Source organism: Rathayibacter oskolensis (genome assembly GCF_900177245.1).
GTDB lineage: Bacteria > Actinomycetota > Actinomycetes > Actinomycetales > Microbacteriaceae > Rathayibacter > Rathayibacter oskolensis.
In genome coordinates this window covers 696,716-710,069 of sequence record NZ_FXBM01000001.1, presented here as the reverse complement: position 1 = coordinate 710,069, position 13,354 = coordinate 696,716, and the positions used below count along the sequence as shown (strand labels likewise).

The following is a 13,354-nucleotide window of genomic DNA, read 5'->3' as shown; positions in this document are numbered from 1 at the left end:
CGGGCCTCCTACCGGACGACCGTGCGGCATCCCGGGACGGGATCGAGGTCAGCTGCCCTCCGCGGCGGCGACGAAGGCGAGGATCGCGGCGGCCAGCCGTTCGGGGTCCTCCAGCGCGACGTAGTGACCGACGCCGTCGAGCTCGACGGCGGTGATCGGCCCCTCGGTGACCTGCTCGAGGGTCCGCGCCGTGAACGCTCCACCGAAGCCTCCGACGGCGAGGGCGGGGACGGAGAGGGGAGTCCCGGCGCGCAGCCGGAAGTCCGCCCCTTCGCCGAGCATCGACCGGTAGAGCCCGACGGCGCCGTTCCAGCCGTTCTCGCGGGAGAACCCCCGGGCGAACTCGTCGATGTCGGCGTCGGTGATCGCGCCGGGCACGGCCGTCATCGAGGGGAACGCCCAGGCGCCGAGCAGCTCTCGTTCGCGCCCGGTGAAGAGCAGTCGTGCGATCCCCGGCGCGGTGAGAGCGCCGATGTGCCACGAGCCCCCGTGGGTGATGTCGGCGAAGCCCTCGAGGCCGAACCCGGCGAGCCCCATCTCGGTGGCGATGATGCTCCGCACGTCGTGGGGATGGTCGGTGGCGAGCCGGTAGAGCGCGCCGCCGGCGATGTCCTGTCCGGCGAGGTGGACGGGCCCGACCGCCAGGGTCGTGATCAGGGCGTGCAGATCCTCGGCGGCGTCGGCGCTGGTGAAGTCCTCCTCGGCGGTGGCGGAGTCGCCGAAACCGCGGAGATCGACCGCGATGACCCGGAGTTCCGCGGTGAGGAGCGGGATGAGGCGGTGGAAGGCCCACCACGACTCCGGGAACCCGTGCACGAGCAGGAGGGGCGGTGCCGACTCGTCCCCGGCAGTGACGTAGTGCAGCGCGGTGCCGTTGACCTCGACGCGGTGGTGCTCGACCTCGGGGAGGGAGGCGGGGCGGGGTGTGACGGACATGCGAGCTCCTCTGTATGACAACTAGGTTGTCAATTATGCCCCTGCGCAACCTGGTTGTCAACGAGGGAGTGGCGCTACGGTGAGGGCATGCAGGGCGACTCCGGAGTACAGCTCGCACAGCTGCTGACGAGGTCGTTCGACGCGATGGTCGAGAGCGCCCGATCGGAACTCGCAAGAGCGGGCCACCCAGATCTCACCGTCGCCGCCGAGTTCGCTCTGCAGGCGATCGACGCGGGAGCGGACAGCGCCGCCGACCTCGGCCGGGCGCTCGATGTCAGCAGGCAGGCGGCCGCGAAGACGATCGCCTCGCTGGAGCGCTCCGGCTACGTCGAGCGGACCGCCGATGTCGGCGACGCGCGCCGGAAGCACCTCGTCGTCTCGGAGCGGGGCCGCGAAGCGATCGCGGTCGGAGCCGCCGGATTCGAAGCCGCGTACCAGAGGTGGCGTCGGGTCGTGGGCGACGAGCTCGCGGAGTCGGTCGTCGTCGCGCTGCGAGCCCTCGCCTCGCCGAGCCACCGCTGAGAGCGACCGGGTCCCGAGTGCCGCGGCACGCGCGATCATGGAGGCACCCCGCCCCCGCACGACAGGACCCCGCATGCCGTCCGACTTCGCCGCACCGCCGCCTCCGCCCGCCCTCGACCACGCTCTCGCGGCCGCCTTCCTGCGCAAGCGCTACGGACTGAAGGGGACGCTCCACGACCTCGGCAGCAACCAGGATCGCAACCTGCTGCTCGAGTCGGGCGACGAGCGGTTCCTGCTCAAGGTCGCGAACCCTGCGATCCCTGCCGGCGTCCTCGCGGCGCAGACGGAGGCGGTCGCCCGCCTCGCCGAGCACCTCCACGGCGTGCGGCTCCCGCGCGTCCGACCCGACCGGAAGGGTCGGCTGCTGCGCGACATCGATCTCGACGGGACCCCGGCGATCGCCCGGGTGCTCGACTTCGTCCCCGGCAGGACGCTCTCGGGCGGCGGCTACCTCTCCCCCTCGCTCGTCCGGGCGATGGGCTCGCTCGCGGCGCGGATCGACCTGGCGCTCGCGGAGCAGCCGCTGACGGGCCTCGAGGACACGGGCCAGTGGGATCTGCGCAACGCCGGCGAGGTCGTCGACGCCCTGATCCAGCAGGTCCCGCGCCGGGCCGCCCGGCCGATCCGCGCCGCGGCGGCCCAGGCGCGGGCGGTCGTCGACGCACTCGCGGAGGCGCTGCCCGTTCAGCTCGTCCACGGCGATCTCACCGACGACAACGTGGTCGTCGGCGACGGGCCGCTCCCCGACGGAGTGATCGACTTCGGCGATCTCGGCGCCGGCTGGGCGGTCGGCGAGCTCGCGGTCACGATCTCCTCCCTCCTGCATCACGCCGACGCCTCGGCGCCGACGGTCCTCCGCGCCGCCGCGGCCTACGACTCCGTGCGACCGCTCTCGGGCGACGAGGTCGAGGCGCTCTGGCCGCTGGTCGTCCTGCGGGCAGCGGTGCTCGTGGTCAGCGCCCACGACGTGCTCGCGCACGACCCGGGCAACGACTACGCCCGCGAGAACCTCGAGCACGAGCGCGTGATCTTCGAGCGCGCGACCGCCGCCCCGCTCCCGGTGATGCAGGCCCTCGTGCGCCGCACCCTCGGGCGCGCGCCGACACCGCCGACGGCGGCACTCGGCACCGCCCGGATCCTCGCCGGTCTCGACCACTGCGTCGTCGACCTCTCGCCCGAGAGCGCCGTGCTCGACGGTGGGCGCTGGCTCGACGACGAGTCCCGTCTGGTCGCCGACGCGATGGCCGCCGAGGCGTCCGCCGACCGGTCCCCGGCCGCGGTCCTGCGCTACGGCGAGCGCCGCCTGACCCGCGCCCGACCCCGCTCCGCTCACGAGCCCGAGACGACGGCGCTCGGAGTCGAGGTCCACCTCGCCGCCCCGACGACCCTCCTCGCCCCGTTCGACGCCGAGGTCGTCGCCGGCGCCCCCGGAGGCGTCACCCTCGCGACCGCCGACGTGCGGCTGCGCCTGGACGGCGTCGAGGACGCCCCGGACCCCGGCACCGCGGTCGCCGCCGGGGCGGTGATCGGAGTCGCTCCGGCCGTCCTCCGCGCTCAGGCCGCGCCGCGCGCCCTCGAGGTCGACCCGCCCTGGTTCGCGCGCCCGTCCTGGGCCGATGCCTGGCTCGACGTCCTGATCGATCCGACCCCGCTGCTCCTCGGGACGACCCTCCCGGCACCCCGGCCCGACGCCACCGTGCTCGATCGTCGCCGCGCCCACCTCGCCGACGTCCAGGAGCACTACTTCGACGAGCCGCCCACGATGCTCCGCGGCTGGCGCGAGCACCTCGTCGACGACTCCGGCCGCGTGCACCTCGACGTGCTGAACAACGTCTCCTCGATCGGGCACGGCCACCCCCTCCTGGCCGACCGCGTGGCGCGGCAGTGGCGGCTGCTCAACACCAACTCGCGCTTCTCGTACCCCGCGATCGGCGAGTTCTGCGAGCGGCTGGCGGCGCTGCTGCCCGACGGCCTCGACTCCGTGCTGCTCGTGAACAGCGGCACGGAGGCGACCGATCTCGCCCTGCGCATCGCCCGCGCGTGGTCCGGCCGCGACGACGTCGTCGCCGTCCGGGAGGCGTACCACGGCTGGTCCGGTCTCTCGGACGCCGTGTCGACCTCCGTCGCCGACAATCCCGACGCGGTCGGCACCCGGCCGCCGTGGGTGCACGTCCTCGACGCACCGAACAGCTACCGCGGCGTGCACCGCGGCACCGAGTCGCACAAGTACGCGGAGGAGGCGGTCGCCCGCATCGAGCAATTGGCCCGCACCGGCACGCCCCCCGGCGGCTTCATCGCCGAGACCTACTACGGCAACGCGGGCGGCATCCCGCTCCCCGACGGGTATCTCGAGGCGGTCTACGCGGCCGTCCGCGCCCACGGAGGACTCTGCATCGCCGATGAGGTCCAGGTGGGCTACGGGCGGCTCGGCGACTGGTTCTGGGGCTTCGAGCAGCAGGGCGTGGTCCCGGATGTGGTGGCCGTCGCCAAGGCGATGGGCAACGGGCATCCGCTCGGCGCCGTCGTCACCACCCGCGCGGTCGCCGAGCACTACCGCTCCGAGGGCTACTTCTTCTCCTCCGCGGGAGGGAGCCCGGTCAGCTCCGTCGTCGGCTCGACGGTCCTCGACGTGATCGAGAGCGAGGGCCTCCAGGAGAACGCCCGGGTCGTCGGAGCGCACCTGCGGGCGCGCCTCGAGGAGCTCGCCGCGCGGCACCCCCTGATCGGCGCGGTCCACGGGAACGGGCTCTACCTGGGGCTCGAGCTGGTCCGCGACCGCGAGACCCTCGAGCCGGCGACGGAGGAGACCCGCGCGATCTGCGAGCGCCTCCGGGAGCGCGGCGTCATCGTGCAGCCCACCTCGGATCGCCAGTGCGTGCTCAAGATCAAGCCGCCGCTGTGCTTCACCCGCGAGAGCGCCGACTTCTTCGCCGACCAGCTCGACGAGGTGCTCACGACGGGGTGGTGAGCACCTCGGCCCGGCGCCGTTGGGCCCGGTGTCCGATCTCGATACACCGTCCCCGGGGTCCGGTGCGCCCCCGCCGCAAGACGTCGCCGCCTGTCGACGGCGCGGGGATAATCGGAGGCATGCGAGAAGACGACGATGTCGATCTGGTGATCGACGCGTGGGCCGAGGCCCTGCCCGACCTGGACTTCGCCCCCCTCGACGTCGTCTCGCGGTTGCGTCGTCTCAGCCCGCGGGTGCAGGAGATCCGTCGCCAGTCGTTCGCCGCGAGCGAGCTCGCCCCGTGGGAGTTCGAGCTGCTCTCGATCCTGCGGCAGACCGGCGCGGGCGGGATGACCCCCTCCGTGCTCTCCCTGCGCCTCGGCATCTCGAGCGGCAACCTCGCCAGCCGGGTCGACCGCCTCGGCGCGCGCGGTCTCGTCGTGCGCGAGCAGAACGCCGCCGACTCGCGGAGCAAGATCGTCTCGCTGACCCCGCGCGGCACCAAGCGCGTCGACGAGGCGATGCGTCATCTCGTCGCGGCCGAGGGCGAGGTGCTGGCCCGGCTCGACACCCGCCAGATGTCGGTCCTGATCGAGTGCCTGCGCACCATCAGCGACACCCTCGACCATCTGGACTGACGCGCGACCGCGTCGCGCCGCGGAGTACTCCCGCGCACCTGGGAGGTCAACCCCGTTCGGCCGGACAGGAGCCCGTCGTAGCGTGAGTCCGCACGGTCGAGGCGCCAGCCACCCGTGCACGATGCACGCGAAAGAGCACCATGTCACAGATCCCCATCATCCAGCCCGCGCGATGGAGCCGGAACGGAGTCAGGATCGTCGTCGTCCCCGGAGCAGACCTGCCCCGGTTCCGACTCGAGATCGACCCCTGCCTCGCCACCGACCCGCGCCTCGTCCCCGGCGACCTGTTCGCCACCGTCGAAGAGGCCGAGCGCGCCGCTGAAGCCGCCGCCGCCACCCTGACGCGTCGGATCTCGGCCTGAGCGTCAGCGTCTGGCGAGCCCGTCGATCGGCCCGGTGGGGATCGCGATCCACCCCTCCGCCCGGGCCGCCGCCCGCAGCTCGTCGGGGACGGCGAGCGTGCTCCCGAGCGCGTGAGCACGAGCGTTCAGGGCTGCGATCACCGCGTCGAACGCGTCGTTCGAGCGCGCCATCAGGGCGAGCACCTCGGCCGGGGCGTCGAGCCACGGCGCTGCGGTGCGGAGCGCGGTGACGGCGGGCGCCATCGCCTCCGGTCTCGTCTTGTAGCCCGTCGTCTCGATGTGCCACCACCGCAGCGCAGCAGCGGGGTAGACCTCGACGAGCCGGCCGCCGCCCGAGCGGTCGACGTCCTCGCCGGCCGCCGCGAAGGCCTCGAGCAGCTCGGCGCAGCGCATGGCCGTCATGCCGAGGCGATCGGTGGACACGCTGAGCGGCCACCGCCCCGTCACGTCATGGGCCGCGCGGTCGGTCTCGCGGTACGCGAGCCGACGCCTCCACTCGAGACCGGCCAGCGTTCTCGGCGCGATCTCGCGGCGGGTGTGCGCCGAGACGAACTCGACGAACTCGAGCGGCCAGCCGAACGCGCAGTCGATGCCGATCGCCGTCGCCGCCCGCGAGAGCGCGACGATGCCCTCGTCGGTCGCGCCGAGCGAGAGGGAGGCGACCACGGCTCGACCCTCGCGCCACTCGACCGCCGCGAGCGCGGTGCGCACCGGCTCCGCTGCGAGGTCGACCCCGATGGTGAGCATCCGGCAAGGCTAGCCCGGCCGGTACGCTCGAGCGATGACGTCGCCCTCCCCCGCCGCAGGGGCGCACGCGATGCGGATGGGCATCACCGCCGTCCGGATCGTCGTCGCGCTGACCGTGCTCGCCGCCGTCGTCGCGACCGCCGTCGACACCGCGTCGCGCACGCCGCTCGTGCCGGTCAACTTCTTCGGCTTCTTCACCATCCAGGGCAACATCCTGCTCGCCGTGACCCTGCTGATCACGGCACTCGCGGGCCGACGAGCCGGCCCGGTCCTGGCTCTCGTGCGCGGCGCGACGACGAGCTACATCGTGGTCGTCGGCCTCGTCTACAACACCCTCCTGGTCGGCCTCGCCGGTGGAGTCGCGCTCCCCTGGGCGAACACGGTGATGCACCTGCTCTTCCCGGTCTACGGCCTGCTCGACTGGCTCCTCGTCGCCGACAGGCCGCCGCTGCCGTGGCGCCGGCTCTGGATCGTCCTCGTCTACCCCGTCCTCTGGCTGGTCGTGGTCCTGATCCGCGGCGCGACCGACGGATGGGTGCCCTACCCGTTCCTCGATCCGGCGACCGGATACGGGACCGTCGCGGTCTACGTCGTGATCATCGCGATCGCCTTCCTCCTCTCGGGGGCCCTCGTCTGGGCGCTGAGCCGCGTTCGCGTGCTCCGTCCGGGCGAGGTCGGCTGACTCCGCGAGACAGGGCCTGTTCTGGGGGTGACCGGGCAGGTTCCCTCCGGGGCGCTCTCCTCTAGCGTCGGCAGCAGCGGCCCCCACCGCCTCACCCCTTCTCGAGAGCGGTACCCCATGCGACTCCCCCTGTCCTCCCGCCTGCTGTCCTCCCGCCCGCGCCGCTCCGGGAGCCGCCGCGTGCGCGCCCTCGCGACCGGCGCCGTCCTCGCCCTCGCCGCGGCGCTCGTGCCCACCGGCGCCGCCTCCGCCGCCCCGACGCTGTCGCTGCTCAGCCTCGGCGACTCGATCACCCAGGGCTACGGCACCTGCGGCCGCTTCGACGACTGCCCGCGCAACAACTGGTCGACGGGGACGAACGCGGCGGTCGACTCCTTCGCCTCGCGCCTGCGCAGGGCGAACCCCGGCACCACCGTGACGACCGCCAACTTCGGGCAGACGGGCAGCACGGTCGCCGGCGTCCCGGCGCGGATCGACGCCGCCGTCGCCGCCGGCGTGCGCCCCGACGTCGTGACCCTGCTGATCGGCGGCAACGATCTCTGCTCCGCGAAGATCCCCGTCGCCGCCGACGGCTACACGATGACGCCCGCCGCGACTTTCACCACCGGAGCGAAGACGGCGATCACCAAGATCCGCACGACCTGGCCGAACGCCAAGATCGTGCTCTCCTCGATGCCGAACGTCGCATCGGAGTGGGCCGTGGTCAAGGGCGGCATCGGCTCGGTCGTCTGGGCCACGGGCAACCTGTGCCGCACGACCCGGGGAGTGAGCGCGACCGGCGGACGTCTGAGCACGACGGCGGCAGCAGCCTCCGCCGCCGCAGCGAAGACGCGCACCGCGCAGTACAACACCGCGCTGCAGAGCGCCTGCGCCTCGGCCGGTCCGCTCTGCGACTACGACGGAGGCGCGCTCACCGCGACCCCCGCCTCCAAGTCGCTCATCGGCACCGTCGACTACTTCCACCCGAGCATCGCGGGGCAGGCCAAGATCGCCTCCGTCGAGTGGGCCGCGTCGAACTTCGTGGCGACCGGCTGAGGGAGCGCGGTCACGCGTCCTGAGGACGCTCCCCTTCGCGTCGGCGCCGCTGCTCCTCGGCGAGCCGCGCGTAGTGCGCCTCCTCGCGCTCCAGGTCGGCGAGCTGCTCCTCCGTCGTCTTCGGCGCGGGCCGCACGACGATGGTGGGCGGCGGCGTCTTCGGGCGTCGGAGCCGGGGCGTGGTCCGCGCACCCGGGACGAAGGAGGCGCCGTCGCCCTTCTTCCAGTCGTGGCCGAGGAGGAACCAGATCGTGACCCCGATCAGCGGGATGAACACGATCAGCAGGATCCAGACGATCTTGGGCAGATTGCGGACGACGTTGTCCGGCTGACGCACGACATCCACGAGCGCCAGCACCATCAGCACGATGGTCAGCAGCGAGAACAGAAACCCCATGCGTTCGAGGGTACGGCGCTCGGCGCCTGCGCCGCAGTCGCGGGTCGTGGGCGCGACCGGCGGGCCGCCGCCTCCCAGCGCCCCGTGTCACCATCGAGGGATGACCGACACCCCCGCACCCGGCGTCCGCTCCGGGAGGCGTCGCCCGCTGACCGCGCGCCGCCTCGCGCTGATCGCGGGCACCGTCGTCGCGCTCGCCGGCGCGGCGGTCGTCGCGCTCATCCCTCTGCAGTACTGGAATCTCACTCGACTCGGCTTCGACTACGCCTGTTCGGCGAGCGTCGGCGCAGTGCCGCCGGGCGAGGGCGAGCTGGTCTCGGGCTACTGGTCGTGGTGGCCTCTCGGCGCCGCCTGCGAGTGGACGTCGCTCGACGGCAGCATCCTCGTCGATCGACCCGACTGGTCGACGACGGCGGTGGCGATCACCGGAGTCGCCCTGCTGCTCGCCGGGCTCGTCGCGGTGGTCCTCGCGTTGCTCCTCCGCCGCCGCACCCGCTGACAGCCGCTGAGCGCGCCGGCGATCAGCGGTCGAAGAGGTTCCCGATGTCGCCGAGCCCCGGCAGCTGGAAGTCCGAGCCGAAGTCCGAGACCTGCTCGCCGAGCCCCGACACGTGCTCACCCGCACCCGACACGAGGTCGCCCGCTCCGCCGGTGATGTCGCCGAAATCCCCGAGGTCGCCGAAGCCGCCGGTCAGGTTCTCGAAGTCGACACCGAGGCCCGCCGCACCCTCGAGCAGGGGGCCCGCGACGCTGCTGATCACGGCGCCGCCGGCGACCGCCGCGAGCAGCCCGCCTGCCGCGCCCAGCCCGACTCCGGCCACCGCTCCGACCCCGGCGCCCGCGAGCGCCCCGCGCGTGCCGGGCTTCGAGAACATCTTCTTGAGGAACCCGGGCTCGTTCGCCTCTCCGCGCGTCGCGGCACGGGCGAGGTCGTCGGGCGCCGACGACCTCGGCTGCTCGTGCGCCGGCAGCTCGTCTCGGAGCCGCGCCTCGACCTGGGTGCGCTGCGCCGGTGTCAGCCGGGCGAAGGCGTCGCGATGCACCTGCTCGAGCTGCTCGGGGTCGGCCGTGCGGAGGAGGTAGTCGTACCGCGCGATGGCGGCCCGGTCCTCGGGCGAGACGGCCGAGTGCCCCGGCCGGGCGTCCTGGGGCCGAGCGGAGGCGCGCGGCTGGGGCGCCGTCGCTTGCGCCGGTCGAGAGTCGCCCGTCACCTTGTCGGCAGCGGTGCGGACGAGACCGCGCCAGTCCGTCGTGCCGGTGCCCGACGACGAGGTCGAGCCGGTCGTCGAATCGAGGGCCTTCGACGCCATACCGAGGACGCGCTTGAACATGCTCACAGAGAACCTTCCGTCGAATATCAGGTCCGATCCTCTCGGCAGCACCTGAGCAGAAGCCGACCGATCCCCCTCCGGACGCCGAGAACACCGTCGGACGGACCGCGTCGTCAGCCCACGACGCCGAGCTCCCGCAGGCTGTCCACCGTGTCGAGGATGGTCTCGACGACCGGTCGCGGCGCGAAGCCCAGCTCGCGCTTCGCCCGGTCGTTCCGGATGACCAGCGGCGGCACCTCCTCGCCCGGCGCCTCCTCGGTCGGAGCCTTCGCGGCGACCTCGCCCAGCTGCTCGCGCAGCACCCGAGCCACCTCGAGGAACGTGGTCGTCGGGCCGTCGGCGAGCAGCAGGTAGCGCTTGCCGGCGGCACCCGGCGTCGTCATCGCGGCGATGTGGGCGGTGGCGACGTCGCGCACGTCGGCGATCCCGAACCGCTGCCTCGGAGTGACCGGCATGGCTCCGCTCAGCATCGCCGTGAAGACCTGGAGCGAGGAGCGGGCGTCGGGAGTCAGGGTCGGCCCCGCGATCCAGGTCGGGTTGAGGGCGACCAGCTCGGTCCCTCCGCCCTCGGCCTCGATGAAGTCCCAGGCCGCACGCTCGGCGACTGCCTTCGACAGCGGGTAGACGGCGAGCCCGGGGGTCTCGGGCGAGGTCCAGTCGTTCTCGTCGTAGTCGCGGACCGGCTTCGGCGAGTAGCCGACCGCGGCGAACGACGACGTCAGCACGACGCGCGGCACGGAGGCGTCGCGCGCGGCGCGCAGGACGCGGAGAGCACCGTCGCGAGCCGGCACGACCACCTCCTCCGGATCCGGTGACGAGATCATCGGCGAGGCCAGGTGGTAGACCCCGTCGACGCCGGCGACGGCATCGGCCCAGCCCGTATCGGAGGTGAGGGACGCCGCGATCAGCGTGAGCCCGTCGTCGTCGCCTCCCCCGCGACGGACGGCCGCGCGGACGGCGGGCCCGCTGTCGAGCGACCTCACGGTGGCGCGCACCTGCACGCCTGAGCGGAGGAGATCGGCGATGAGGCGGGTGGCGAGGTATCCGGAGGCGCCCGTGACGAGGACGGTGCCTGTGGTGGTGGCGGCGGCGGTGGTGTGCGATGTGGTCATGGTGCGAGCACACCAGCCCTCAAGCGCTTGAGGTCAAGCGGAGTCGGTCGCGGATCCCTCCCGGATCTCGTGGCCGAACATCGTGCGGAGCTCCGGCAGCATCTCCTCGAGCCGCCGGAACGCCTCGTCCTCGACGTTCTCGTCGCCGACGGCGCGGGCGTCCCACAGCGACGCCTTCGCCTCCAGGTAGTCGAGGTGCAGGCGAAGCGTCTCGATCTCGCTCCGGACGCGCTCCGCGTGCCGCAGCAGCAGGTCGCGCTGATCGCCCGCCGCGAGACGGCCGAGCCTGCGGTTCGCCTGGTAGGTGCGCATGTCCTGGATGCCCACGCCCATCGCCCTGAGGCACGCCAGTGCCTGCAGCGAGTCGAGGTCGACCTCGCTGTACCGGCGGTGCCCGCTCGCTCTGTCGCGGCCGATGGGCCCGACGAGCCCGGCCTGCTCGTAGTAGCGCAGGGTGGGCTCGCTGAGCCCGGTCCGCTGCGACGTCTGCTGGATGGTGAAGGAGGCCATCTGCCCAGCAGACCACATCTCGCGGGGACGGCGCCGGAGACGTCGTGGCGCCTCCTCTCACTGGCGCTGATGCGCGCGTGAACCGGCTCGGAGGAGGAAGCGGCGGAAGTTCCTCCGACGACTTCCGGCCTCGGCTGTCGATCCGTTCACGGTGCTGCGTCATGCCGGTGAGAGCAGCGGAAGGTCCGGCTCTCGGGAAGGACCTCCTCGCGCTCGTCGCGACGGCGGTGACCTCGACCGTGCCCACCATCGGCGCCGGGATCGTCCACGACACGATCGTCGGACGGTATCTCGCCGTGGCAGGACGGCCCGGTTTCACGGTCGCGCGGAACGCCGTCGAGTACCTTCTCGAGAGCAGGCCCCTGTCGCTCTTCGCGATCGACAGGGGGCACCAGCTCGCTGTCGTCGTGGTCATCGCGCTCGTCCTCGGCCTCCTCGGTCGGTGCGAGCGCGGCCGAACGATTCCTAGGGAGACGCAGATGCAGTACATGATCCTGATCCACACCGAGCCCTTCGAGGCGCCCGCCCCCGGCGGCCCCGGTTTCGACGAGTACATGGCCCCGTGGCTCGGCTACTACCAGACGCTCGTCGACGACGGCGTGCTGGTGACGTCGGGCCAACTGGTCGACGCAGACTCCGCCACGACGATCCGGCGTGCCTACGGAGGTGGCGACACCGTGGTCGACGGACCGTTCGCCGAGACGAAGGAGCAGTTCGGCGGCTTCTACATCGTCGACGTCGCCGACCTCGACGCGGCCCTCGCGTACGCTGCGGCGCTGCCGCTGCCCGCGGGTTCGTTCGAGGTGCGCCCACTCCTCCGGACGGGCGGGTGACCGCGGTCACCGACGCCGTCACAAGGTTGGCACGCGAGGAGAGCGGGCACGTGCTCGCTCTCCTCGCGTCGCGCTTCCACGACCTCGACCTCGCCGACGAGTCCGTTCAGGAGGCGCTCATCGAGGCCCTCCGCTGGACGGAGGTACCCGAGAATCCCGCGGCGTGGCTGTACACCGTCGCGCGCAACCGCGCGATCGACCGAATCCGCCGTGCAGCCGCTGCCGAGCGGCGGGAGCGCCGGGCGGCGACCGACCGGGCGGTGCTCGAGCACGCCCGCTCCCTCGGCGAGACCGGAGAGGAGGAGCCCGAGATGATCGTCGACGAGGCCGATGTCGGCGACGAGCACCTCCGCCTCGTGCTCCTCTGCTGCCACCCTGCGCTCGGGCTCGACGCCCAGGTCGCCCTCACGCTCAAGCTCGTCGGCGGCCTCACGACCGCCGAGATCGCCGCCGCGTTCCTCCTCCCCGAGCCGACGCTCGCCCAGCGCATCGTCCGGGCCAAGCGGAAGATCCGCGAAGCGGGCATCCCGCTGTCGATCCCCGCCGACCTCGACGGCCGCGTCGACGCCCTGCTGCGCGTGCTCTATCTCGTGTTCAACGAGGGCTACCTCTCCCGGGGCACGACGGGAGGTGCGCGCGTCGATCTCGTGGAGCAGGCGATCCGACTCACGATCCAGGCGGTCGCCCTGCTGCCCGCCGACCCCGAGGTCGAGGGCCTCCTCGCGCTCGAGCTCTACGCCCGTGCCCGTATCGACGCGCGCTTCGACGGTGACGACCTCGTCCTGCTCGAGGATCAGGACCGCTCGCGCTGGGACCTCGAACTCATCGAGCAGGCCAACGGCGTCCTCGACCGCGCGATGCGCCGGAGCCGCCCTGGACCGTTCCAGGTGCAGGCCGTCATCGCCCGCTACCACGCGAACGCCCGCACGGCCGGCGACACCGACTGGCCGGCGATCGCGTCGGCCTACGCTCGGCTCGAGACGATGACTCCCTCGCCGATCGTCGCGCTCAACCGTGCGGTCGCGATCGCGATGGCCGACGGCGCTCCGGCGGGGCTGGCCGCGCTCGAGCGCGTGTCGGGGCTCGACGAGTACCACCTGTACTGGGCAGCGCGGGCCGAGCTGCTGCTGCGGTCAGGCGCGGTGGACGCTGCCGCATCCGCCTTCGCGCGAGCTCGCGCCCTGGCGGTGAACCCCGCCGAGCAGCGGCACCTCGATCGCCGGATCTCGCGGCTCGACCGGTAGCGTGCCCGACCACGTGGACCGCCGCCCGACACGCCCCGGCCGATCGGTCGGATCCCGC

At 72.9% G+C, this 13,354-nt stretch carries 15 protein-coding genes; 9 read left to right on the top strand and 6 right to left on the bottom strand.

Features of this window, described 5'->3' with window-relative positions:
• Positions 1 to 48: 48 nt before the first annotated feature.
• Positions 49 to 936: an alpha/beta fold hydrolase gene (locus B9Y99_RS03605; protein WP_085475206.1), complete on the bottom strand. Its 888-nt coding sequence runs from the start codon at positions 934 to 936 to the stop codon at positions 49 to 51.
• A gap of 87 nt (positions 937 to 1,023) precedes the next feature.
• Between B9Y99_RS03605 and B9Y99_RS03600 the strand changes: the two genes are divergently transcribed.
• The 4 genes from B9Y99_RS03600 (at position 1,024) to B9Y99_RS03585 (ending at position 5,405) form a co-directional block, all read left to right on the top strand.
• Complete coding sequence (locus B9Y99_RS03600; protein ID WP_085475205.1) at positions 1,024 to 1,458, top strand: MarR family winged helix-turn-helix transcriptional regulator; 435 nt, start codon at positions 1,024 to 1,026, stop codon at positions 1,456 to 1,458.
• Between the two features lie 73 nt (positions 1,459 to 1,531).
• Positions 1,532 to 4,426 (top strand): aminotransferase, encoded by a 2,895-nt coding sequence (locus B9Y99_RS03595; protein ID WP_129587878.1) that lies wholly within the window; start codon positions 1,532 to 1,534, stop codon positions 4,424 to 4,426.
• Between the two features lie 119 nt (positions 4,427 to 4,545).
• Positions 4,546 to 5,043: a MarR family winged helix-turn-helix transcriptional regulator gene (locus tag B9Y99_RS03590; RefSeq protein ID WP_085475203.1), complete on the top strand. Its 498-nt coding sequence runs from the start codon at positions 4,546 to 4,548 to the stop codon at positions 5,041 to 5,043.
• A gap of 140 nt (positions 5,044 to 5,183) precedes the next feature.
• Complete coding sequence (locus tag B9Y99_RS03585) at positions 5,184 to 5,405, top strand: hypothetical protein (RefSeq protein ID WP_085475202.1); 222 nt, start codon at positions 5,184 to 5,186, stop codon at positions 5,403 to 5,405.
• 3 nt (positions 5,406 to 5,408) lie between these two features.
• Here B9Y99_RS03585 and B9Y99_RS03580 read toward each other — a convergent pair whose 3' ends face one another.
• Positions 5,409 to 6,152: a DUF429 domain-containing protein gene (locus B9Y99_RS03580; protein WP_085475201.1), complete on the bottom strand. Its 744-nt coding sequence runs from the start codon at positions 6,150 to 6,152 to the stop codon at positions 5,409 to 5,411.
• A gap of 34 nt (positions 6,153 to 6,186) precedes the next feature.
• On the opposite strand from B9Y99_RS03580, the gene B9Y99_RS03575 reads away from it, so the two are divergent.
• Together B9Y99_RS03575 and B9Y99_RS03570 are read left to right on the top strand one after the other, a co-directional pair.
• Complete coding sequence (locus tag B9Y99_RS03575; protein ID WP_085475200.1) at positions 6,187 to 6,834, top strand: Pr6Pr family membrane protein; 648 nt, start codon at positions 6,187 to 6,189, stop codon at positions 6,832 to 6,834.
• A gap of 117 nt (positions 6,835 to 6,951) precedes the next feature.
• Positions 6,952 to 7,869, top strand: coding sequence for an SGNH/GDSL hydrolase family protein (locus B9Y99_RS03570; RefSeq protein WP_085475199.1), 918 nt, complete (start codon positions 6,952 to 6,954; stop codon positions 7,867 to 7,869).
• A gap of 10 nt (positions 7,870 to 7,879) precedes the next feature.
• On the opposite strand, the gene B9Y99_RS03565 is transcribed toward B9Y99_RS03570, so the two are convergent.
• Positions 7,880 to 8,266 (bottom strand): PLD nuclease N-terminal domain-containing protein, encoded by a 387-nt coding sequence (locus B9Y99_RS03565; RefSeq protein ID WP_085475198.1) that lies wholly within the window; start codon positions 8,264 to 8,266, stop codon positions 7,880 to 7,882.
• A gap of 100 nt (positions 8,267 to 8,366) precedes the next feature.
• Between B9Y99_RS03565 and B9Y99_RS03560 the strand changes: the two genes are divergently transcribed.
• The gene (locus B9Y99_RS03560) at positions 8,367 to 8,765 is read left to right on the top strand and encodes a hypothetical protein (RefSeq protein ID WP_085475197.1); all 399 of its coding nucleotides are present in this window, start codon (positions 8,367 to 8,369) and stop codon (positions 8,763 to 8,765) included.
• Between the two features lie 22 nt (positions 8,766 to 8,787).
• Here the strand turns inward: B9Y99_RS03560 and B9Y99_RS03555 are convergent, their stop codons facing one another.
• The 3 genes from B9Y99_RS03555 to B9Y99_RS03545 form a co-directional block, all read right to left on the bottom strand.
• Positions 8,788 to 9,597, bottom strand: coding sequence for a hypothetical protein (locus tag B9Y99_RS03555; protein ID WP_244274826.1), 810 nt, complete (start codon positions 9,595 to 9,597; stop codon positions 8,788 to 8,790).
• A 113-nt stretch (positions 9,598 to 9,710) separates the two neighbouring features.
• Positions 9,711 to 10,709: an NAD-dependent epimerase/dehydratase family protein gene (locus B9Y99_RS03550; protein ID WP_085475195.1), complete on the bottom strand. Its 999-nt coding sequence runs from the start codon at positions 10,707 to 10,709 to the stop codon at positions 9,711 to 9,713.
• 33 nt (positions 10,710 to 10,742) lie between these two features.
• Entirely contained in the window at positions 10,743 to 11,219 is a 477-nt protein-coding gene (locus B9Y99_RS03545; protein ID WP_085475194.1) for a MerR family transcriptional regulator, read from the bottom strand.
• 161 nt (positions 11,220 to 11,380) lie between these two features.
• Here B9Y99_RS03545 and B9Y99_RS19130 point away from each other — a divergent pair, with 161 nt between their 5' ends.
• Positions 11,381 to 12,052: a YciI family protein gene (locus B9Y99_RS19130; protein WP_244274756.1), complete on the top strand. Its 672-nt coding sequence runs from the start codon at positions 11,381 to 11,383 to the stop codon at positions 12,050 to 12,052.
• Positions 12,049 to 13,296 (top strand): RNA polymerase sigma factor, encoded by a 1,248-nt coding sequence (locus tag B9Y99_RS03535; RefSeq protein WP_085475193.1) that lies wholly within the window; start codon positions 12,049 to 12,051, stop codon positions 13,294 to 13,296. Before B9Y99_RS19130 ends, B9Y99_RS03535 begins: the two co-directional genes overlap by 4 nt.
• Positions 13,297 to 13,354 lie beyond the last annotated feature (58 nt).

What these genes read in the sequence shown, in the direction of transcription:
- B9Y99_RS03605 (WP_085475206.1), bottom strand. Translation starts at nt 936, where the DNA reads ATGTCCGTCACACCCCGCCCCGCCTCCCTCCCCGAGGTCGAGCACCAC.
- B9Y99_RS03600 (WP_085475205.1), top strand. Translation starts at nt 1,024, where the DNA reads ATGCAGGGCGACTCCGGAGTACAGCTCGCACAGCTGCTGACGAGGTCG.
- B9Y99_RS03595 (WP_129587878.1), top strand. Translation starts at nt 1,532, where the DNA reads ATGCCGTCCGACTTCGCCGCACCGCCGCCTCCGCCCGCCCTCGACCAC.
- B9Y99_RS03590 (WP_085475203.1), top strand. Translation starts at nt 4,546, where the DNA reads ATGCGAGAAGACGACGATGTCGATCTGGTGATCGACGCGTGGGCCGAG.
- B9Y99_RS03585 (WP_085475202.1), top strand. Translation starts at nt 5,184, where the DNA reads ATGTCACAGATCCCCATCATCCAGCCCGCGCGATGGAGCCGGAACGGA.
- B9Y99_RS03580 (WP_085475201.1), bottom strand. Translation starts at nt 6,152, where the DNA reads ATGCTCACCATCGGGGTCGACCTCGCAGCGGAGCCGGTGCGCACCGCG.
- B9Y99_RS03575 (WP_085475200.1), top strand. Translation starts at nt 6,187, where the DNA reads ATGACGTCGCCCTCCCCCGCCGCAGGGGCGCACGCGATGCGGATGGGC.
- B9Y99_RS03570 (WP_085475199.1), top strand. Translation starts at nt 6,952, where the DNA reads ATGCGACTCCCCCTGTCCTCCCGCCTGCTGTCCTCCCGCCCGCGCCGC.
- B9Y99_RS03565 (WP_085475198.1), bottom strand. Translation starts at nt 8,266, where the DNA reads ATGGGGTTTCTGTTCTCGCTGCTGACCATCGTGCTGATGGTGCTGGCG.
- B9Y99_RS03560 (WP_085475197.1), top strand. Translation starts at nt 8,367, where the DNA reads ATGACCGACACCCCCGCACCCGGCGTCCGCTCCGGGAGGCGTCGCCCG.
- B9Y99_RS03555 (WP_244274826.1), bottom strand. Translation starts at nt 9,597, where the DNA reads ATGTTCAAGCGCGTCCTCGGTATGGCGTCGAAGGCCCTCGATTCGACG.
- B9Y99_RS03550 (WP_085475195.1), bottom strand. Translation starts at nt 10,709, where the DNA reads ATGACCACATCGCACACCACCGCCGCCGCCACCACCACAGGCACCGTC.
- B9Y99_RS03545 (WP_085475194.1), bottom strand. Translation starts at nt 11,219, where the DNA reads ATGGCCTCCTTCACCATCCAGCAGACGTCGCAGCGGACCGGGCTCAGC.
- B9Y99_RS19130 (WP_244274756.1), top strand. Translation starts at nt 11,381, where the DNA reads ATGCCGGTGAGAGCAGCGGAAGGTCCGGCTCTCGGGAAGGACCTCCTC.